Origin of the sequence: Brevundimonas staleyi (genome assembly GCF_041893865.1) — a bacterium.
Lineage (GTDB): Bacteria > Pseudomonadota > Alphaproteobacteria > Caulobacterales > Caulobacteraceae > Brevundimonas > Brevundimonas staleyi.
The window spans coordinates 3,279,377-3,297,493 of the sequence record NZ_CP169082.1 but is presented as its reverse complement, the minus strand read 5'-3'; the positions used below and the strand labels follow the sequence as shown (position 1 = coordinate 3,297,493).

Annotated in this window: 18 protein-coding genes, 1 tRNA gene and 1 other RNA gene; 16 read left to right on the top strand and 4 right to left on the bottom strand. The window is 69.1% G+C overall.

Annotated elements, in window-relative coordinates; translation table 11 throughout:
* Window positions 1-29: 29 nt before the first annotated feature.
* From ACETK8_RS16680 to ACETK8_RS16670, 3 genes are all read left to right on the top strand, one after another.
* A complete protein-coding gene (locus ACETK8_RS16680; RefSeq protein ID WP_374036945.1) occupies window positions 30-1,502 on the top strand; it encodes a tetratricopeptide repeat protein in 1,473 nt (490 codons plus the stop codon).
* A 14-nt stretch (window positions 1,503-1,516) separates the two neighbouring features.
* Window positions 1,517-2,977, top strand: coding sequence for a hypothetical protein (locus tag ACETK8_RS16675; protein WP_374036944.1), 1,461 nt, complete (start codon window positions 1,517-1,519; stop codon window positions 2,975-2,977).
* 110 nt (window positions 2,978-3,087) lie between these two features.
* On the top strand, window positions 3,088-3,921 hold the full coding sequence (locus tag ACETK8_RS16670; RefSeq protein WP_374036943.1) for an outer membrane protein: 834 nt from the start codon (window positions 3,088-3,090) through the stop codon (window positions 3,919-3,921).
* 94 nt (window positions 3,922-4,015) lie between these two features.
* Here ACETK8_RS16670 and ACETK8_RS16665 read toward each other — a convergent pair.
* Window positions 4,016-4,091: transfer RNA gene (locus ACETK8_RS16665), tRNA-Ile, on the bottom strand.
* Between the two features lie 213 nt (window positions 4,092-4,304).
* Between ACETK8_RS16665 and ACETK8_RS16660 the strand changes: the two genes are divergently transcribed.
* The 3 genes from ACETK8_RS16660 (at window position 4,305) to ACETK8_RS16650 (ending at window position 6,530) form a co-directional block, all read left to right on the top strand.
* Complete coding sequence (locus ACETK8_RS16660) at window positions 4,305-5,054, top strand: SIMPL domain-containing protein (protein ID WP_374036942.1); 750 nt, start codon at window positions 4,305-4,307, stop codon at window positions 5,052-5,054.
* Window positions 5,055-5,349: 295 nt separating this feature from the next.
* Entirely contained in the window at window positions 5,350-6,048 is a 699-nt protein-coding gene (locus tag ACETK8_RS16655) for a pirin family protein (protein ID WP_374036941.1), read from the top strand.
* A gap of 86 nt (window positions 6,049-6,134) precedes the next feature.
* Window positions 6,135-6,530 carry a DoxX family protein gene (locus tag ACETK8_RS16650; RefSeq protein WP_374036940.1) on the top strand — a complete coding sequence of 132 codons (396 nt, stop codon included), beginning with the start codon at window positions 6,135-6,137 and terminating at the stop codon, window positions 6,528-6,530.
* A gap of 195 nt (window positions 6,531-6,725) precedes the next feature.
* Here the strand turns inward: ACETK8_RS16650 and panD are convergent, their stop codons facing one another.
* On the bottom strand, window positions 6,726-7,082 hold the full coding sequence (gene panD / locus ACETK8_RS16645; RefSeq protein ID WP_374039420.1) for an aspartate 1-decarboxylase: 357 nt from the start codon (window positions 7,080-7,082) through the stop codon (window positions 6,726-6,728).
* Between the two features lie 356 nt (window positions 7,083-7,438).
* Between panD and sppA the strand changes: the two genes are divergently transcribed.
* The 3 genes from sppA to ACETK8_RS16630 all read left to right on the top strand — a co-directional run bounded on the left by sppA (window position 7,439) and on the right by ACETK8_RS16630 (window position 10,439).
* Window positions 7,439-9,214: a signal peptide peptidase SppA gene (gene sppA / locus ACETK8_RS16640; RefSeq protein WP_374036939.1), complete on the top strand. Its 1,776-nt coding sequence runs from the start codon at window positions 7,439-7,441 to the stop codon at window positions 9,212-9,214.
* A gap of 129 nt (window positions 9,215-9,343) precedes the next feature.
* On the top strand, window positions 9,344-9,661 hold the full coding sequence (locus ACETK8_RS16635) for a hypothetical protein (protein ID WP_374036938.1): 318 nt from the start codon (window positions 9,344-9,346) through the stop codon (window positions 9,659-9,661).
* A 16-nt stretch (window positions 9,662-9,677) separates the two neighbouring features.
* Window positions 9,678-10,439 (top strand): peptidoglycan recognition protein family protein, encoded by a 762-nt coding sequence (locus tag ACETK8_RS16630; protein ID WP_374036937.1) that lies wholly within the window; start codon window positions 9,678-9,680, stop codon window positions 10,437-10,439.
* Here ACETK8_RS16630 and ACETK8_RS16625 read toward each other — a convergent pair.
* Window positions 10,436-10,732 (bottom strand): type II toxin-antitoxin system RelE/ParE family toxin, encoded by a 297-nt coding sequence (locus tag ACETK8_RS16625; protein ID WP_374036936.1) that lies wholly within the window; start codon window positions 10,730-10,732, stop codon window positions 10,436-10,438. The genes ACETK8_RS16630 and ACETK8_RS16625 overlap by 4 nt on opposite strands.
* A complete protein-coding gene (locus ACETK8_RS16620) occupies window positions 10,733-10,927 on the bottom strand; it encodes an antitoxin (RefSeq protein WP_374036935.1) in 195 nt (64 codons plus the stop codon).
* A 78-nt stretch (window positions 10,928-11,005) separates the two neighbouring features.
* Here ACETK8_RS16620 and rnpB point away from each other — a divergent pair.
* The 7 genes from rnpB (at window position 11,006) to ACETK8_RS16585 (ending at window position 18,052) form a co-directional block, all read left to right on the top strand.
* Window positions 11,006-11,380: RNase P RNA component class A (gene rnpB, locus ACETK8_RS16615), an RNA gene on the top strand.
* 273 nt (window positions 11,381-11,653) lie between these two features.
* Window positions 11,654-12,121 carry a division/cell wall cluster transcriptional repressor MraZ gene (locus ACETK8_RS16610; RefSeq protein WP_374036934.1) on the top strand — a complete coding sequence of 156 codons (468 nt, stop codon included), beginning with the start codon at window positions 11,654-11,656 and terminating at the stop codon, window positions 12,119-12,121.
* A complete protein-coding gene (rsmH, locus tag ACETK8_RS16605) occupies window positions 12,118-13,068 on the top strand; it encodes a 16S rRNA (cytosine(1402)-N(4))-methyltransferase RsmH (RefSeq protein ID WP_374036933.1) in 951 nt (316 codons plus the stop codon). Before ACETK8_RS16610 ends, rsmH begins: the two co-directional genes overlap by 4 nt.
* Window positions 13,065-13,484: a cell division protein FtsL gene (ftsL, locus tag ACETK8_RS16600; RefSeq protein WP_374036932.1), complete on the top strand. Its 420-nt coding sequence runs from the start codon at window positions 13,065-13,067 to the stop codon at window positions 13,482-13,484. Before rsmH ends, ftsL begins: the two co-directional genes overlap by 4 nt.
* On the top strand, window positions 13,481-15,220 hold the full coding sequence (locus tag ACETK8_RS16595) for a peptidoglycan D,D-transpeptidase FtsI family protein (protein WP_374036931.1): 1,740 nt from the start codon (window positions 13,481-13,483) through the stop codon (window positions 15,218-15,220). The genes ftsL and ACETK8_RS16595 overlap by 4 nt, the downstream gene beginning before the upstream one ends.
* The gene (locus ACETK8_RS16590) at window positions 15,217-16,668 is read left to right on the top strand and encodes a UDP-N-acetylmuramoyl-L-alanyl-D-glutamate--2,6-diaminopimelate ligase (protein WP_374036930.1); all 1,452 of its coding nucleotides are present in this window, start codon (window positions 15,217-15,219) and stop codon (window positions 16,666-16,668) included. Before ACETK8_RS16595 ends, ACETK8_RS16590 begins: the two co-directional genes overlap by 4 nt.
* On the top strand, window positions 16,661-18,052 hold the full coding sequence (locus ACETK8_RS16585) for a UDP-N-acetylmuramoyl-tripeptide--D-alanyl-D-alanine ligase (RefSeq protein WP_374036929.1): 1,392 nt from the start codon (window positions 16,661-16,663) through the stop codon (window positions 18,050-18,052). Before ACETK8_RS16590 ends, ACETK8_RS16585 begins: the two co-directional genes overlap by 8 nt.
* Window positions 18,053-18,117: the final 65 nt, after the last annotated feature.

Here is an 18,117-nt window from a genome sequence, read left to right as displayed (position 1 = left end):
CGGGCTGAGTGGGGAACGGGGTGAGGGGCATGCGCGACCGCGACGGCATCGACGACGAACGCGCGCGCGGGGCTCGCCTCAGAGGTCCCATAACCGCCGTCGCGGTGATCGTCGCCCTGGCCGTCACCGCCGGCGCCGTGGCCAGCTGCAGCGATCCGGGCGTCGCCTTCTGGCGGCGCAGCGACAACGCCGCCGCCAACGCCTGTCCGCGTCCCCAGTCCGTGACGGGGTCGGAGTTCAACGCCCAGGAGGCGGGCCTGCGCCAGCTGCGTCGCGCGGCCTTCCGCGGCGACTTCTTCGCCCAGCTGGAGCTCGGCTCGCGCTACGCCGCCCAGCGCGCCACCGACAAGAATATCGAGGACCCGATCGAGAGCGCGGTCTGGACCGGCCTCGCCCTCGCCAATGACGAAGGCTACGCCCCGATCAACCGGGCGGATCGCGGCGGCCTGTTCGGCGGCCTGCGTAACGTCTCGCGCTACGACGACTGCCGGGCCTGGGAACGCCACGTCGCCTATCGCCGCCTCGACGACCAGCTCTCGCGCATGACGATGGAAGAGCAGTCCGAGGTCCGGAACCGCATCATCTATGTCCTGTCGACCCAGGACGCCGAGGGCTTCCGCGCCCTGGCCCGTCTGCACGACGCCCTCTACGGCCCGTTCGGCGAGCCCCAGGATAACCCCCAGGCGCGCGAGGCCTGGGGCCGCAATCCCTCGGGTCAGCCGGATCGCCGTCGCGCCGGCTACTACGCCGCCGTCAGCCTCTTCCCCCGCAACGACGTCGACGCCTACCTCTACAACTACCTGGCGGTTCAGACGGGCGACGTCGGGGCCTATGTCCTGCTCAAGGACTTCGAGCGCTCCTCGCCCGGCCGGTCGCGCTACGGCGCCTTCGTCGAGGCCAAGGCCCGCCAGTGGGTCCCGCCGTTCGAATTCTATCCCAACGAGGCCCCGGCCTCGGGTGTGCCCTTCTCGGACGAGAGCCGTCCGCGCGGCGACGCCTATGAATATGCGCTGGGCCGCATGACCGAACTGCCCTTCGTCCACGTCGGCCGCGCCCTGCGCTACCTCGGCGTGACGGAGGAGGTGGTCGACGCCCCCAACAAGCTCTCGGCCCGCCAGATCCAGTCGCTGGAGGCCATGCTCGGCCACAACATGGAATCGCGTCTGTCGTATCTGGAGATGGTTCGCGCCATCCAGCTGGCGGCGGTGAACGGCTCGTCCGAGGCCCAGCTGGTCCTGGCCGTCATGTATTCCGAAGGCATCGGCGTCCCCGCCGACTACGCCCGCGCCTTCCACTGGTACTCCCAGGCCGACAAGCAGGGCAGCCCCGAGGCCAAGTTCGCCGTCTCGACATACTTCGCCCTCGGCGTCGCCGGGGTGGCGGATCAGGACAAGGCCCAGGCGGTCGCGGCCCGGATCGATTCCGCCCTGGCCGGCTTCGGCCCCTCGGCCTCTCGCCTGCAGGCGGTCCTCGCCCAGGTTTCCCGTTCGCAGCGCCGCTAAGGAGGGCTGGACCGATGAAGACGCTCACCGTGACCCTCTCCGCCCTGGCGGTCGTGGCCGGCCTGACGTTCGCCGCGCCGGAGGCCGAGGCCCAGACCGCCGCCCGGGTCGAAAGCCAGACCCGTCCGAACTTCGGCCTGCTGCTTGATCCGCCCGCCAGCCGCGCCCGGCCCCAGCGCCAGCCGCGCCGCTGGAACTACGGGACCCACCGCCCCGACTGGCGCCCCGGCTATCAGCCCCCGTACGGCGGTCCGATCCATCCGGGCGGCGAGGAGGTCGTCCTGGTCGACTGCGGCGGCAATCCGGGCACGGGCGCGGTCGAGAACGCGGTCATGCGCGTCCGCCCCGGCGGCACACTGGTCATCCGCGCGCGGGCCGGGGCCTGCGTCGGCTGGCTGAACGTCGACAAGCCCATGACCATCATCGGCGAGGGCGGCTTCGATCCGCGCCGCTGGAACGAGACCACGCCCGCCGTGCTCCAGGCGCCGGACGGCATGCCCTGCATCACCGTTTCCTCCGGCGTGCGGCTTGAGCTGCGCGACATCGTCCTCAGCTCGCCGCACGGCGGGGACGCGGCCTGTATCGTCAGCTACGGCGGCTCGGTCGTCGCCAACCGCCTGGCCATTCGCCACGCGGGCGACGAGGCGGCCATCTACGCCGACGGCGGCGAGGTCGATCTGCGCGACACCATCATCGACGCCCGCACCATCTCCCCCGCCATCCACGCCGACGGTGCGACCCTGACGACGTGGGAGGCGGTCATCACGGGCTCCCAGTCGGGCATCGAGATCCTGACCGGCGGCTCGGGCCAGCCGTCGCGCATCGATTCCACCACCATCACCGGCGCCGACGTGAACAACGGCTTCGGTCCGCGCTCCATCGGCCTTCTGGTTCGTTCGCGCCGCGAGCTCGGCCGGGTGGACGTCACCAACACCAAGATCTGCGGCTTCTCCGAAGGCGTGGCGGTCGAGGGCGCGTCCCTCAACGTCTCCAACTCCAAGATCTGCCGGGCCGACCGGGGCGCCATCGTCTACAACGGCGAACTGACCCTGACCGACAGCCGCATCCGGGCCCAGGCCGTGGGCGTCGCCGTATCGGGCCGCGCCATCGTCCGCAACAACACCTTCGTCGGCGTGCGTGAGGTCTTCCAGCGCGACTATCGCTCCAATCTGGATGCGTCCGGCAACCGCGTCTGGTCGGACCAGCTGTGCCGCCCGCGCTGGGAGCCGCGCTACCGCGACCGCTACGCCCCGCAATGGTATCAGCGTCCGGATCAGGGTTACGACTGCCAGTTCAGCCCCTATCCGCGCGACTGGTGGGACGAGATGGACGGCGCCTACGGCGACCCCTACAGTCCCTATTCCTACATGCCGGACAACTACGGACGCTTCCAGCAGGGCTACGGCTGGTACGATTCCAACGGCCGCTACATCGACGACAGCAGCAGCCGGGGCGACGACCGCTGGCGTCGATAGCGGCGGGTTGTCGCACCTGCGACAAAAGCTGGGCCGTGATGCGTCTAAAACGGGACTAATGCGTAGTTACCTCCAACAGGCCGATCCGCGGCCAGGGAAGGAAACTCCGGATGATCAAGACCTTAGTCGCCGCGACCAGCGTCGCCGCACTCTCCGTCGTCGCCATGCCGGCCGCCGCCCAGGACTGGTCCGGCTTCTATATCGGCGGCCAGGCCGGCTATCTGAAATCGTCCGGGGACGACGGCGAACGCATCCTGTTCGACACCAATCTGGACGGGACCTACAACGACACGGTCCGGACCGGCGCCGGGGTCGACGCCTTCTCTCCGGGCTTCTGCGGCGGCACGGCGAACGGCAACAACGCCGGCGCCGGCTGCTCCGGCGACGATGACGGCGCGGGCGAGTGGGGCGTGCGCGCCGGTTATGACATGCACGCCTCTGGCGGCTGGGTTCTCGGCGTCGTGGGTGAATGGAGTTCGACCAACGTCAAGGACGCCGTCACCGGCTTCTCGACCACCCCGGCCAGCTACACCTTCCAGCGCGAAATGACCTCCGTCGCGGCCATCCGCGCCCGTCTCGGCTACGCCATGGACACCTGGCTGCCCTACGTTACCGCCGGCTATGCAAGAGCCCAGGTGGACGAGACCTATTCGACGTCCAACACCGCCAACAGCTTCACCCCGACCAGCCGCGACACCGACGCCGACGGCTTCCAGATCGGCGGCGGCCTGGAGAAGAAACTGACCGACCGCTTCACCGTGGGCGTGGAGTATCTCTATTCGGACCTGGATGTGAACGACGCCCTGGTGGTCCGCACCGGCCCGGGCACGGCGCCGGCGACCAACCCGTTCCTGATCGTCAATCCTCAGGGTACGAACCAGATCAGGTCCAGCGATTCGATCGAACTGCATTCCTTCCGCGTCACGGCGGCCTTCCGCTTCTGACGCCATCCCGACCGGGCGCATGCACTCCCCCCGGATGCGCCCCGACGGCCCGGTTCCTGTCACAGGAGCCGGGCCGTTTCTCTTTGTCGGAGGATGGTAGGCCCGGAGGGACTCGAACCCCCAACCAGACCGTTATGAGCGGTCGGCTCTAACCATTGAGCTACGGGCCCCCGGAACGCGCGAACGTCGGCAGTCGCCCGGCCTAGCAGGGGCGGCGGCGAAAGGTCAAAGGTCCGTCCGACCTGTCTGCGATTTCACGTCGATGAACGGTTTCTGCAAACCGCATCCGCCCCGCCGTTCAGGCGTTCAGGGCCAAGGTTCGGCCACGGCTCGCGCAGAGAACGTTGGCCGTCACCGTTTCGCTTCTCGATGAGGACCTTCCCATGACCCGCACCTTCAAGGCCCTGATGACGGCCACCGCGCTGACGTTCGTCGCCGCGCCCGCCGCCTTCGCCCAGTCGTCTCCCACCAACCCGATGCAGGTGCACGCCATGGCCGCCCAGCCCGCCCTCAACCTCTCGGCCTATGGCGAGGTCAAGGTCGCGCCCGACATGGCCACAATCACCTTCGGCGTCCAGACCGAGGCCCCGACCGCCCAGGCCGCCATGGCCGACAACGCCACGCGCATGACCCAGGTCTTCGCCGCCCTGCGTCGCGCCGGCATCGCCGAACGCGACATCCAGACCTCCGGCCTGAACCTGTCGGCCCAGTACGACTACCAGAACGACCAGCCGCCCCGCCTGCGCGGCTACCAGGCCTCGAACCAGGTCACGGTCATCATCAACGACCTGACCAAGGTCGGCACGACGGCCGACGCCGTGGTCGGCGCCGGGGTCAACCAGATCAACGGCATCTCCTTCGGCCTGAAGGATCCCAAGGCCGCCGAGGATCAGGCCCGCGTCCTGGCCGTCCGCGCGCTTCAGGACAAGGCGCGTCTCTACGCCCAGGCCCTGGGCGTCGAACTGGGGTCGGTCCGCTCGCTGAACGAAGGCGGCGGCTACACGCCCCAGCCGCCGATGCCGGTCATGGCCTTCGCCCGCATGTCCGCCGACGCCGGCGCCTCGACCCCGGTCTCGGCCGGCGAGATGACGGTCCGGATCGACATCACCGGGACCTACGACATCGGTCGGTAGTCGCTCAGTCTCCCTCTCCCCTTGTGGGAGAGAGAGATCGCGCACGGATGCGCCAGCATCCGTCCTGGCGCGATCGGGTGAGGGGTCGCACCGGCTCAACCAGTCAGGTCCTCTAAACCCCTCACCCGCCGGCGCCAGAACGATCGCTGCGCGCTCATGCGTCGCCACCCTCTCCCGCAAGGGGAGAGGGTGTCCGCATTATTCGTCACCACATCTGTTGCAGTTCTCTCCGGCCTCCCTATGTTACCGTCCGAGCAACAGCGCTGCGGGACGTCCCGCGGCCGGAGAGACTAAGATGATCGAGCGCAGACCGTTCGAAAGCCTGGGCGGCGCCAACCATGGCTGGCTGAACGCCAAACACCATTTCTCCTTCGCCAACTACTACGATCCCGGCCGGATGAGCTGGGGCAACCTGCGCGTCTGGAACGATGACGAGATCGCCGCCGGTTCGGGCTTTCCGCCTCATCCGCACGCGGACATGGAGATCATCACCTATGTCCGCGAGGGGGCGATCACCCACGAGGACAGCCTGGGCAACAAGGGCCGCACCGAGGCGGGCGACGTCCAGGTGATGAGCGCCGGCACCGGCATCCGCCACGCCGAGTACAACGCCGAGCCAGGCACGACGACCCTGTTCCAGATCTGGATCGAGCCGACCAAGCGCGGCGAGAAACCCAGCTGGGGCGCCAAGCCCTTCCCCAAGGGTGACCGGTCCGGCCAGTTCGTGGTCCTCGCCTCCGGTTTCGAAAGCGATGCCGACGCCCTGCCGATCCGCACCGACGCCCGTCTGGTCGCGGCGACCCTGAAGGCCGGTGAGAGCGCGACCTATCCGCTGGGCGCCACCCGTCGCGGCTATCTGGTCCCGGCGGTGGGTCAGGTCGAGGTCAACGGCGTGGTCCTGAACGCCCGCGACGGCGCGGCCATCAGTGACGAGGCGACCATTACGGTCACCGCCGTCAACGACGCCGAAATCGTCCTGGTCGACGCGGCTTAACCATACTTGCACTTCGGCCCGTGCGGCGTAGCGTCGCTGTACGGGCCGCACCTTTACGACGACCCGCCTAGACAGGGACGAAATCCATGAATGCCTTCAACGGCGCTTCCAAATGGCAGCCTCAGGCGCTCGCCATCCTCCGCATCGTCACCGGCCTGACCTTACTGGGTCACGGCCTGGTCAAGCTGATCGGCTTCCCCGCCGGCGCCGAACCCGGTCAGCAGGAACTCATGACCCTGCTGGGCGTCGGCAGCGTGCTCGAAACCGTCGGCGGCGTCCTCATCATCCTGGGCCTGTTCACCCGTCCGACAGCCTTCGTCCTGTCGGGCATGATGGCCGTGGCCTACTGGATGTTCCACGCCCCTTCGAGCCCGTTCCCCGTCATCAACGGCGGCGACGCGGCCATCCTCTACTGCTTCATCTTCCTCTACCTGGTCACCTCCGGCCCCGGCGCCTGGAGCCTGGACGGCCGCAAGAAGTAGGATCCGCCCCTCTATCCCTCTCCCCTTGCGGGAGAGGGCGTTCGCGCACGGCGGCGCAGCCGTCGTACTCGCGCGAACGGGTGAGGGGTCACACCAGAGTTCTGAGCAGAGTTGCAAGGCCGGTCGGCGAGGTCGGCGTGACCCCTCATCCGTCAGCCTTCGGCTGCCACCTTCTCCCGCAAGGGGAGAAGGACTTTAAGCCGCCGCCTTGATCGCGTTGCCGTCGTCCAGCAGCACCACGGTCGGCGCCCACTGACGGGCTTCTTCCTGCGGCATCTGGCCATAGGTCACCACGATGACCTTGTCGTTCTTCTGCACCAGACGCGCGGCGGCGCCGTTGACGCCGATGACCTTCGACCCGCGGGGGGCCTCGATCGCATAGGTCGTGAAGCGGGCGCCGTTGGTGATGTTCAGCACATCGACCTGCTCGTTCGGGAAGATCCCGGCGGCGTCCAGCAGATCGCCGTCGATGGCGATCGAGCCTTCATAGTCCAGATCGGCCTGGGTCACCGTCGCGCGGTGCAGTTTGGCCTTCATCATGGTGACCAGCATGGAGGTGCGGTCCACTCGTGACGCGGGGCGATAGGCCCCCGCTCGCAGATGGCGGATATAGGGATTTCCACGTCCGTCTTCAATCGGAATGCTGCGAATGCGAAGTCGATCTCCCTCCCCCTGGGGGGAGGGTGGCTGAGCGCAGCGAAGCCGGGTGGGGGCGGCAAGGCGAGGCCCCACGGACAGGTCGTCGCTCGGTCGCCCTGTCCTCCCCACCCCGTCGCTCCGCGACGACCCTCTCCCGAGGGGGAGGGAGATTCCCCCGTTGCGCCACCTTCATTTGACCGCAACGCCTTGGCCCTTATGTTCAAGGACCTAGGCCGATCCTGGCCGCTGGACCGGACGCTCCCCCGCCCATGAAACAGTTCTTCCTGACGGTGCTCGGTGTCTTCACCGGCCTGATCCTGTTCGTCGTCGTCCTGCCGATCGTTCTGATCATCGCGGCGGCGGCCTCGTCCAGCGAACCGGCAACGCCTGCCAACGCCGTCCTGGAACTGGATCTGCGCGAAGGCCTCACCGACCAGGCGTCCCAGAACCCCTTCGCCGCCTTCGGAGGCTCCGGTCTGTCGGTCGTCGGCATCGTCGACACCCTGGCCCAGGCCGAGAAGGACGCCCACGTCAAAGTCCTGCTGGTCCGCCTGCCGGAAGCCGGTCTCGCCCCCGCCGCCGCCGACGAGATCCGCCAGGCCGTCCGTCGTTTCCGCGCCTCCGGCAAGCCGGTCATCGCCCACTCCCAGGGCTTCATGCCCGTCGGCACGACCATCTCCAGCTATATGGTCGGCTCGGCCGCCTCCGAGCTGTGGATGCAGAACACCGCCAACTTCCAGGCGACGGGCCTGTCGACCAACAGCCTGTTCCTGGGTCGCGCCTTCGACCGCTACGGCGTGCGCCCGGAGTTCGAGCAGCGCTACGAATACAAGAACGCCGTCAACGAGTTCACGCAGTCGGACTACACCGGCCCCCACCGCGAGGCGATGGCCGCCTGGATGACCTCCATCTACGACTCGGCGCTCGCCAACGCCGCCTTTGATCGCAAGGTCGAGGCGACCGTGCTGAAGGCCACGATCGAGGCCGGGCCCTATACCGCCCAGCAGGCCCTGGAGCTGAAGCTCATCGACAAGATCGGCCAGGTCGAGGAGGCCGAGGCCGAGGCCAAGCGTCGCGCGGGTGCCAACGCCGACATCATCGAGTTCTCCAGCTACGCCTCGTCCCAGGGCGAGCGTACCGGGTCCGGCCGCGACGCCATCGCCATCGTGGGCGGCGAGGGCGCCATCGTGACGGGCGCGGGCCGCAGCCGCGGTTTCGGCAGCGGCTCCTCCATCGCCTCTGACGCCACGGCCGAAGCCATCTACGACGCCATCGAGGATCGCTCGGTGAAAGCCATCGTCTTCCGCGTCTCCTCGCCCGGCGGCTCTCCGGAAGCGTCGGAACAGATCCTGGCCGCCGTCCGCGCGGCAAAGGCGGCGGGCAAGCCGGTCGTCGTCTCCATGGGCGACTACGCCGCGTCCGGCGGCTACTGGATCAGTTCCGAGGCGAACTGGATCGTGGCCCAGCCCTCGACCATCACGGGCTCCATCGGCGTCTTCGGCGGCAAGTTCGTCGTCGCCGACGCCCTGGCCCGGTTCGGCGTCGACATGCGCGGCATCTCGGTCGGCGGCCAGTACGCCGACGCCCTCAGCCCTTCGTCGACCTGGACCCCGGCCCAGCGCGCGATCTTCTCCGCCTCGATGGACCGGGTCTACGAGGAGTTCGTTCAACGCGTTTCCGAGGGCCGCGACATCCCCGTCGCCCGCGTGCGCGAGATCGCGCGCGGCCGCGTCTGGACCGGCGCCCAGGCCAAGTCCCTGGGCCTCGTCGACCAGCTGGGCGGTCTGACCGAGGCCATCGGCAAGGCCCGCGAACTGGCCGAGATCCCCCAGAACCAGTCGGTCCGCTTCAAACGCTTCCCCGAACCGAAAAGCGCCTGGGAGGCCCTGTCCTCGGCCTTCGGCGTCCAGTCCGAGGCGGCCCAGGCTCTGGTGACCCTGGGCGGCGTCATGGCCGATCCGCGCGCCCAGGCCATGCTGGAACGCGTCGAGACCGAGCGGATGCGGGGGCAGGGGGCTTCGGTCCTGGCCGACCGGTCGCTGTAATCGATCAGGGTGCGGCGATTAACACTCGCCTGTGAAGCGGCCGGTCATTGACGGTTCATCTCTGTGGACCGACATTGGGGGTTCAGGCGTTGCCGAAGACTCTTCGGGCGCGCTCGACAAGGAATACAGATGACGCAGGATCCGTTCGCCACCCTGGGCTTTCAGAATCGCCGCCGGCCGCAAGGCCTGCTCGCGCCGATCCTGTGGCTGGGCGGCGTGATCGCCACACTGGCCGCCCTGGCCCTGGGCGCCGTGCTCGCGGTCTTCACCGCCGCCGCCGTCGCCGTGATCGCCCTGTTCGCCAGCGTGCTGATCTTCTTCGCGGGTCTGGCCATGCGCGCCCGTCGCCGCGCCACGGTCCGCACGCGCCGCTCCGACGACGTGATCGAGGCCCAGAAGGTCGGCGACACCTGGGTCGCCTACGGCTGGGAACGTCCCCAACGCTGATCTGGGGGCGCCGGTCATGCTGACAATCGGCGACGCCCCGTCGCCCAATTTCGACCAGCGTCGCGGCCCGCCCGACATGGTCCTTCTTCACTACACCGGCATGCAGACGGCCGAGGCCGCCATCGCGCGCCTCCGTGACCCCGAGGCCAAGGTCTCGGCCCATTACGTGATCGACGAGGACGGCTCGGTTCTGCGTCTGGTGCCCGAGGAGCGCCGCGCCTGGCACGCCGGCAAGAGCTGGTGGAAGGGCGAGACCGACATCAACGCCGTCTCCATCGGCATCGAGATCGTCAATCCGGGCCATGAGTGGGGCTATCGCGACTTCCCTGACGCCCAGGTCGCCTCGGTCATCGCGCTGATCGACGAGATCCGCACGCGCTGGGCCATCGAGGACGCCCGCATCTTGGGCCACTCCGACGTCGCCCCGACCCGCAAGGAGGACCCCGGCGAACGCTTCCCCTGGAAGCTGCTCGCCGCCCACCGCCAGGGCTTGTGGTTCGAACCGGCCCAGGAGCGGATCGCCGCCCTCGGCCCGCCGCTCGGCATCGGCGACGAAGGCCTCGGCGTTCACGTCCTCCAGGCCGGCCTGCACCGCCTCGGCTACGAACCCCTGCCGGATGGCAAATACACCGAAGAGACCCGCATCACCGTCCAGGCCTTCCAGCGCCACTGGCGACCGTCGAAGGTCGATGGCGTCGCTGATGGGGAAACCCGTGCGACGCTGATGGGGGTGCTTCAGCTGGCCTCGGCCGAGAGCATCACTGGCGTCCTGAACTAGAGGATCGACTGATCCTGGTAAGGGCTGAAGACACGTCGCACGACAATCGCTTTCTCAAACCTGTCTACGCTATAGTGCACCGAGTGGCCCTCCACGAGCCTGACTCGGACATTCGGATGTCGACCGACCGCCCAGCGCAACGGCGCGAACTCAAGTTCGATGATGGCTCTGTTGATGCGGGCAAGCCTGAGTTGAGCTCTCAGTCCGCTGCCGGGCTGAGTCAGCCAGCGTCGCGCCTGAAGTAGATCGGCGCGGGCTCTAGCGGTGAACTCAAGCCGATAGCGTTCGTCCATCTAGTCGAACGTGGGTTCTTCGAGTTCCTCACCGGCGGCCCAACGATCCAGCCAATCTATTGCTTCTTGGCCGGAAATCACGCGACCAGCCGCGATGTCGGCGTCCGCTTCGGCAAGGCGTTCGCGCTCCCACTGAAGGCGCGCTTCGTGGCTTTCGAAGATCATCGGGTACTGCTGCTCAGCGCGTTCAGCCATGCCGTCAGTCTATCACCAAAAAGGTGATTTTTCACCTCGCGGTTGACCCGTCGCCGCTCAGGGCGCATCACGCCCTCGCCAGACGGCCGGGCGGTCGCGGCGGGACTTGCTCCCGTCGAGGAAAGTCCGGGCTCCACGGTGAAAAGGCGGCGGGTAACGCCCGCCCGGGGTGACCCGAGGGATAGCGCCACAGAAAGCAAACCTCCTGCACCTCGGTGCGGGTAAGGGTGAAAGGGTGGGGTAAGAGCCCACCGCGTCACTGGTAACAGCGACGGCATGGCAAGCCCCGCCTGGAGCAAGACCGAATAGGGACGTCGCGCGATTTCGGTCGCAGGGTTCACCGCCCGAGACGTCCGGGTAGGTCGCGAGAACCGCTCAGCGATGGGTGGTCCAGAGGAATGATCGTCGCCGCCTTCGGGCGGACAGAACCCGGCTTACAGGCCGTCTGGCTTTATCCCCCCCGATAACGCTTTTTCGCCACAGTGCGACGTCGAAGCGCGCGTCTGCACTGGTTTGCGGTCCATCAATACTGCACATGTTCTGTGTATGTTCTGTTGAAAAGCTGTGCGACCTATAACTTTGGTTAAAGCGCGTCAACCAATCCCATTGAGACCCATTTGATCCCATGCTATCCCATACTCGCTGTTGTGGGATTAGGCGGCGCCGGCTGGTCGGGCGCGGGGATTAACTCTTAGGGGCGGGCCGAGGGGTCCGAGTTGGACGGGCGTGTTTCTCGGAACCAGTGAGAAGCAGCTGGACGGCAAGCGCCGTCTCCTGATCCCTCAGGAGTTCCGCACAGCCGACAACGGCGCCGATCTGGGCGTCTTCTGCTTTTTCTCGGTCGAGTCCGACTGCCTCGAGGCCGGCGGCGACAAGCTGATGGCCGAATACGTCGCCATGATCGAAGCCCTGCCTTTCGGCGACGACTGGCGCACGGCGCTGGAAGAGACGGTCTACGGCGGCCAGAAACAGCTCGCCTACGACGGCGGCGGCCGCATCACCCTGCCGGAAAGCCTGTGCCAGGAAGCCGGGCTCGGCGAAGACGTCGTCATCGTCGGCATGGGGCCACGCTTCCAGATCTGGGATCGCGCCCGCTGGAACGCCCGCAAGGACGAGCGTCGCGAACTGGCGAAGAAGGCCATGCGCGAACGCGGCGACGTCGCGCGCCGCCGCATGCCGGGGAATGACCAATGAGCGGTCCCCACGCCCCCGTCCTCCTGGATGAAGTCATCGAGGCCCTGGCCCCGAAGACCGGCGATGTCGTGATCGACGCCACCTTCGGCGCCGGCGGCTACACTCGCGCCATCCTGGCGACGGGCGCGAACGTCATCGCCCTGGACCGCGACCCGACGGTCCAAAAGCACGCCGACGCCGTCGCCAACGACTATCCCGGCCAGTTCCAACTGATCCGCACGCCCTTCTCGGGCCTGTCCGACGCCTTCGCCGAAACCGGCGCGGCGAAGCTGGACGGCGCCGTCTTCGACATCGGCGTCTCCTCCATGCAGCTGGATGAGGCCGAGCGCGGCTTCTCCTTCATGCGCGACGGGCCGCTGGACATGCGGATGGCCGGCGAGGGCGAAAGCGCGGCCGATATCGTCAACACCTGGGACCACGGTCCGCTCGCCCACATTCTGAAGCTTTATGGTGAAGAGCGTCAGTCGGGCCGCATCGCCACGGCCATCCTGCGCCGTCGCGCCGAACAGCCCTTCACCCGCACCCTCGACCTGGCCGACGTGGTGGAAAAGGCGCTCGGCGGCCGTCGCGGCGCCCCGACCCATCCAGCCACCCGCACCTTCCAGGCTCTGCGTATCGCCGTGAACGACGAACTGGGCGAGCTCACCGCCGGCCTCGAAGCCGCCGAACGCACCCTGGCGCCCGGCGGCCGTCTGGCCGTCGTCACCTTCCACTCGCTTGAAGACCGGATCGTGAAGGCCTTCCTGACCGAGCGCAGCGGCAATGCGCCGGGCGGTTCGCGTCACGCCCCGGTCGCCGTCGAGACCCGCAAGCCCAGCTTCACCCTGCAGTTCAAGGGCGCGCGCGAGGCCGGCGAGGCCGAGCTGGCCGCCAACCCCCGTTCGCGCTCGGCCAAGCTGCGCGCCGCCGTCCGCACGGACGCGCCTGTCTGGAGGGCGGCCGCATGATCCCCGCCTCTGTCCAACGCCTGTTCGACTGGAAGATCCGCGGCATCCGCTGGATCGAGATCATTGGCCTGGTCTGCGTCGCCGCCATGGTCTTCTCCGTCTATGTCGCCAAGGCCGCCGCCGCCCGCGAGAGCGCCGAGATCGGCCGGCTGGAGCGCCAGATCGCCGAGAACGCCCAGCGCGTCCGCCTGCTGCGCGCCGAGGCGGCCCGCCTGGAACAGCCTGGCCGCCTGGAGGCCCTGTCGCGCGGCGCCGAGCTCGCCCCCGTCAAGGCCGAGCGTCAGGTGGACGAACAGGCCCTGCCGAACCTGAAGCCGGTCCACGTCCCGGCTCCCGTCGCCGCGTCCGCCCCCACGCCCGCCGCCGAAACGGCTCCGTCCGACGCCGCCGCACCTGATGCGGAGGCTGCGCGATGACCGTTCACGATCCCCGCGCCTATCGTCCCGCCCCCGGCGCCGGTCGTCCGCTGACCTCGGCCGTCTCTCCCTGGCTGCGCTGGCTGGGCGAGGCCGTCTGGTTCGTGGAACACGCCTTCGAACGCGCCCGCGCCGACGCCCGGCCGGAGGAAGACACCCGCGTCCGCATCTTCCTGATCCGCGCGGTCTTCATCGCGGTCTTCTCGGGCCTGGCCTTCGGCGCCGCCAACGCGGCCCTGCTGGCCCCGCGCGGCGGCCATGGCGCCGCGGCGGTGTCCGGCGCCCTGCAACGCGCCGACCTGACCGACCGCAACGGCGCGCTCCTGGCCACCAACATCACCCACTACGGCCTCTACATCGATCCGGCCGAGGTCTGGGACAAGGAGGCCGCCTATCGCCAGATCCGCCGCGCCCTGCCGCGTATCTCGGCCGAGCGCCTGCGTCGCGTGCTGAACGGGGACCGTCGCCTGATCGCCCAGCCGGGCCTGACCCCGGCCGAGCGTCAGGCTGTCCACGCCCTGGCCCTGGGCGGCGTCTCCTTCGAGCTCGAGGATCGCCGCGTCTATCCGCTGAACACCTCCGCCGCCCACCTGATCGGCGCGTCCGACACGGGCGGGCAGGGGACCTCCGGCGCCGAACTGGCCTTCAACGACGCCATCCGCGCCGCCGGCCAGCGCGGCGAGGACTTCGCCCTTTCCATCGACCTGCGGGTGCAGGGCGTGCTCGAGAACGAACTGGCCGCCATGGCCGCCGAGAGCCAGCCCAAGGGTGCCGTCGGCGTCATCGCCGACACCAGGACCGGCGAGGTCCTGGCCATGGCCTCCTGGCCCACCTACGACGCCAACCAGCGCGGCCGGGCTTCGGACGATGCCGCCCTGAACCGCGTCACCTCGGGCCACTACGAAATGGGGTCGGTGTTCAAGACCTTCACCGTCGCCGCCGCCATCGACAGCGGTCTGGCCGATCTCGACACCATGATCGACGCGTCCCAGGCCTATATGATCGGCAACCGCCGCATCCAGGACTTCCACGCGACCAACAAGATCCTGTCGCTGGAGGAGGTCTATCTGCACTCCTCCAACATCGGCACCTCGCGCATGGCGGTGGAGATGGGCGCCGATACGATGCGCAGCTATTTCCGCAAGCTGGGCCTTCTGGACGCCGCCCCGATCGAACTGCTCGAGAGCGCCTCGCCCAGCGGCGGCCGTCGCTGGGACGACTCCAGCCGCGCCTCCATGTCCTTTGGCTACGGCATCATGATCACCCCGCTGCAGATGACGGCGGCCACGGTCGCCCTGGTCAACGGCGGCATCTATCGTCCCCTGTCCCTGCGGCGCGGCGGCACGGGCGCCGAGGGCCATCGCGTCGTCAGCGCCGAAACCTCGGCCGATATCCGCCAACTGATGCGCGCCAACGTCCTGCGCGGTTCGGGCCGGGCGGCGAACGCCCCGGGCCTGCGCGTCGGCGGCAAGACCGGCTCGGCCAACAAGCTGATCAACGGCCGCTACGACTTCTCGCGCGGCGTCGGCTCCTTCGCCAGCGTCTTCCCCGCGGACGGCCCGGCGGACGCCCAGCGCTACGTCGTCTTCGTCCTGGTCGACGATCCGTCGAACGGTTCGCGTCAGGGCGGCGGCGTGGCCGCGCCGGTCGTGGGCCGCACCATCGACCGCATCGCCGGCTTCCTGAACGTCCAGCGGCGCGAGGATCCGCCCGCCGCCCCGGTGGTGCGCCCATGAGCGCCGTCCGCCTGTCCGACCTTCTGCGCCGGGACGTCTCGACCGACCCGATGATCACCGGGGTCACCGCCGACAGCCGCAAGGTCGGCGCCGGCTCACTGTTCGTCGCCCTGCCGGGCACGGCCGCCGACGGCCGCGCCTTCATCCCCCAGGCCCTGTCGCAGGGCGCCGCCGCCGTCCTCGCGCCCCAGGACACGCCTGAGGGGCTGGCCCCCCTGCTGGTCCGCTCCGGCGACGTGCGCCGCGCCTATGCCTTGGCCGCCCGCAGCTTCTACGGCGCCCAGCCCGCCACCTGCGTCGCCGTCACCGGCACCAACGGCAAGACCTCGGTCGCCGCCTTCTGCCGCCAGATCTGGGCGGCGCTCGGCATCAAGGCCGCCTCCATGGGCACCCTCGGCGTCGTCGCCCAGTCCGGCGCCCGCACCGAAGCCCTGACGCCGCCGGGTCTCACCAGCCCCGACGCCGGCGACGCCGCTCGCCTTCTGGCGGCCCTGGCCGAGGGCGGCGTCACCCATCTGGCGCTGGAAGCCTCCTCCCACGGCATCGACCAGCGCCGTCTGGACGGGGTGACGCTCAAGGCCGCCGCCTTCACCAACCTGACCCAGGACCACCTCGACTATCACGGCGACATGGAGGCCTATCGCGCGGCCAAGCTGCGCCTGTTCGAGACCCTCCTGCCGCGCGGTCGCACCGCCGTGCTGAACGCCGACTCGGACGCCTACAACGCCTTCGCCGCCGCCTCGATCATGTCGGGCCTGGGCGTCATGGGCGTGGGCGAACGGGGGCGGGACCTGTCCCTGATCGAACGCCGCGCCGTGCCGGAAGGTCAGCGCCTGATCCTCGATGTGCGCGGCGACCGCCACGACGTCCTCCTGCCGCTGGCCGGCGCCTTCCAGGCCTCCAACGCCCTGGTCGCGGCCGGTCTTTGCATCGCCGCCGGCGAGGACGCCGCCAAAGTTCTCCACGCCCTCGAAAAGATCACCGGCGCCGCCGGCCGCCTGCAGCGCGTCTCGGGCGGTCGCGGCGAGGCCTACGTCGACTACGCCCACACCCCCGACGGCCTGGAGACCGTCCTCAAGGCCCTGCGCCCCCACGCCACCGGCCGCCTGATCGTCGTCTTCGGCGCCGGCGGCGATCGCGACAAGGGCAAGCGCCCCCTGATGGGCGAGATCGCGGGTCGTCTGGCCGATGTCGCCATCGTCACCGACGACAACCCCCGCTCCGAAGACCCCGCCGTCATCCGCGCCGAGGTCCGCGCCGGCTGCCCCAACGCGCTGGAGATCGGCGACCGCCGCGCCGCCATTCGCGAGGCCACGGCCATGATGCGCGACGGAGATGTGGTCGTCGTCGCCGGAAAAGGGCATGAACAGGGTCAGATCGTCGCCGGGGTCACCCACCCCTTCGACGACGCCACCGAACTTGCCGAGGCTTTGCGTCTAGATGCCTGACACCACTCCGCCCCTCTGGACGGCCAAAGACATCGCAACGGCCACGGGCGGAAAGATCGAAGGCGGCGACTTCACCGCCTCGGGCCTGACCTACAACAGCCGCGAGATCGCGCCGGGCGAACTGTTTCTGGCCCTGAAGGGCGCCCGCGACGGTCACGAGTTCGCGGACTCGGCCTTCGCCGCCGGCGCGACCGGCGCTCTGGTCGAACACGCCGTAGGCGGCCCCTGCGTCGTGGTCCCCGACACATTGCACGGTCTGGAGGCCATGGGCGCCTTCGCCCGCGATCGCACCCTCGCCAAGCGCGGCGCCGTCACGGGCAGCGTCGGCAAGACCTCGGTGACCCAGGCCATCAAGGCCGGTCTCGACCTCGCGGGTCCCGCCCACGCCTCGATCAAGAGCTACAACAACCACATCGGCGTGCCCCTGACCCTGGCCCGCATGCCCCAGGCGACCGAACGCGCGGTCTTCGAGATCGGCATGAACGCGCCGGGCGAGATCGCCCCCCTGTCGAAACAGGTCCGGCCCCACGCCGCCTGCGTCACCACCGTGGGCCCGGTCCACATCGAGGCCTTCGTCGACGGCGAGGCCGGCGTCGCCCGAGAGAAGGCCTCCATCTTCGAGGGCCTCGCCCCCGGCGGTCTGGCCGTCATCAACGGCGACATCCGCTGGGTCGACACGCTGAAGTCCGCCGCCCTGGCCGTGGATGCCGACATCGCCGTCTTCGGCTCAGCCGCCGGCCACGACGCCCGCCTGATCGACTTCGCCCCCTTCGAAGGCGGCGCCCGCGTGAAGGCCGAACTGCGCGGCCGGGCGCTGGACTTCACCCTGAAACAGTCCGGCTTCCACTGGGGCCTGAACAGCCTGGCCGTTCTGCTGATGCTGGAAGCGCTGGATGTCTCGACCGACACGGCGCTGCAGGCGCTCGGCCAGTTCCAGCCGCTGAAGGGCAGGGGAGAGACCCATACCGTCGCCATCCCCGGTGGCGCCTTCACCCTGATCGACGAGAGCTACAACGCCAATCCGCTGTCGATGACGGCCGGTTTCCGCTCGCTCGGCGCCAAGCCGATCCAGCCCGGCGGCCGCCGAGTCGTCGTCCTCTCCGACATGCTGGAACTGGGCGACCAGTCCGCCGCCATGCACGCCGGTCTGGCCGAACCCATCGCCGAGGCCGGTCTCGACATCGTCCATGCCGCCGGTCCCGAGATGCGCCATCTCTACGACGCCCTGCCGCCCGCCCGTCGCGGCGTCTGGGCCGCGACCGCCGCCGAACTGGCCGCTCAGGTCGCCGATCTGGTGGGCGTCAACGATATCGTCATGGTGAAGGGCTCCAACGGGTCCAAGGCTTCGCTTGTCGCGGCCGCGCTGGCGGCGCTACAGCGCTAAGGAACGACCGGGGGGTTCGCCCCTCAAGTAGGGGAGCGCCGCGCGCGACGCGGTAGGGGCAAACA

Excerpts from the sequence above, each read along its gene's own strand:
- ACETK8_RS16630 (WP_374036937.1), top strand. The coding sequence starts at position 9,678 with ATGCTGACAATCGGCGACGCCCCGTCGCCCAATTTCGACCAGCGTCGC.
- rsmH (WP_374036933.1), top strand. The coding sequence starts at position 12,118 with ATGAGCGGTCCCCACGCCCCCGTCCTCCTGGATGAAGTCATCGAGGCC.
- ACETK8_RS16590 (WP_374036930.1), top strand. The coding sequence starts at position 15,217 with ATGAGCGCCGTCCGCCTGTCCGACCTTCTGCGCCGGGACGTCTCGACC.
- ACETK8_RS16635 (WP_374036938.1), top strand. The coding sequence starts at position 9,344 with ATGACGCAGGATCCGTTCGCCACCCTGGGCTTTCAGAATCGCCGCCGG.
- ACETK8_RS16585 (WP_374036929.1), top strand. The coding sequence starts at position 16,661 with ATGCCTGACACCACTCCGCCCCTCTGGACGGCCAAAGACATCGCAACG.
- panD (WP_374039420.1), bottom strand. The coding sequence starts at position 7,082 with ATGCTGGTCACCATGATGAAGGCCAAACTGCACCGCGCGACGGTGACC.
- ftsL (WP_374036932.1), top strand. The coding sequence starts at position 13,065 with ATGATCCCCGCCTCTGTCCAACGCCTGTTCGACTGGAAGATCCGCGGC.
- ACETK8_RS16625 (WP_374036936.1), bottom strand. The coding sequence starts at position 10,732 with ATGGACGAACGCTATCGGCTTGAGTTCACCGCTAGAGCCCGCGCCGAT.
- ACETK8_RS16655 (WP_374036941.1), top strand. The coding sequence starts at position 5,350 with ATGATCGAGCGCAGACCGTTCGAAAGCCTGGGCGGCGCCAACCATGGC.
- ACETK8_RS16675 (WP_374036944.1), top strand. The coding sequence starts at position 1,517 with ATGAAGACGCTCACCGTGACCCTCTCCGCCCTGGCGGTCGTGGCCGGC.
- ACETK8_RS16660 (WP_374036942.1), top strand. The coding sequence starts at position 4,305 with ATGACCCGCACCTTCAAGGCCCTGATGACGGCCACCGCGCTGACGTTC.
- sppA (WP_374036939.1), top strand. The coding sequence starts at position 7,439 with ATGAAACAGTTCTTCCTGACGGTGCTCGGTGTCTTCACCGGCCTGATC.
- ACETK8_RS16620 (WP_374036935.1), bottom strand. The coding sequence starts at position 10,927 with ATGGCTGAACGCGCTGAGCAGCAGTACCCGATGATCTTCGAAAGCCAC.
- ACETK8_RS16650 (WP_374036940.1), top strand. The coding sequence starts at position 6,135 with ATGAATGCCTTCAACGGCGCTTCCAAATGGCAGCCTCAGGCGCTCGCC.
- ACETK8_RS16595 (WP_374036931.1), top strand. The coding sequence starts at position 13,481 with ATGACCGTTCACGATCCCCGCGCCTATCGTCCCGCCCCCGGCGCCGGT.
- ACETK8_RS16680 (WP_374036945.1), top strand. The coding sequence starts at position 30 with ATGCGCGACCGCGACGGCATCGACGACGAACGCGCGCGCGGGGCTCGC.
- ACETK8_RS16670 (WP_374036943.1), top strand. The coding sequence starts at position 3,088 with ATGATCAAGACCTTAGTCGCCGCGACCAGCGTCGCCGCACTCTCCGTC.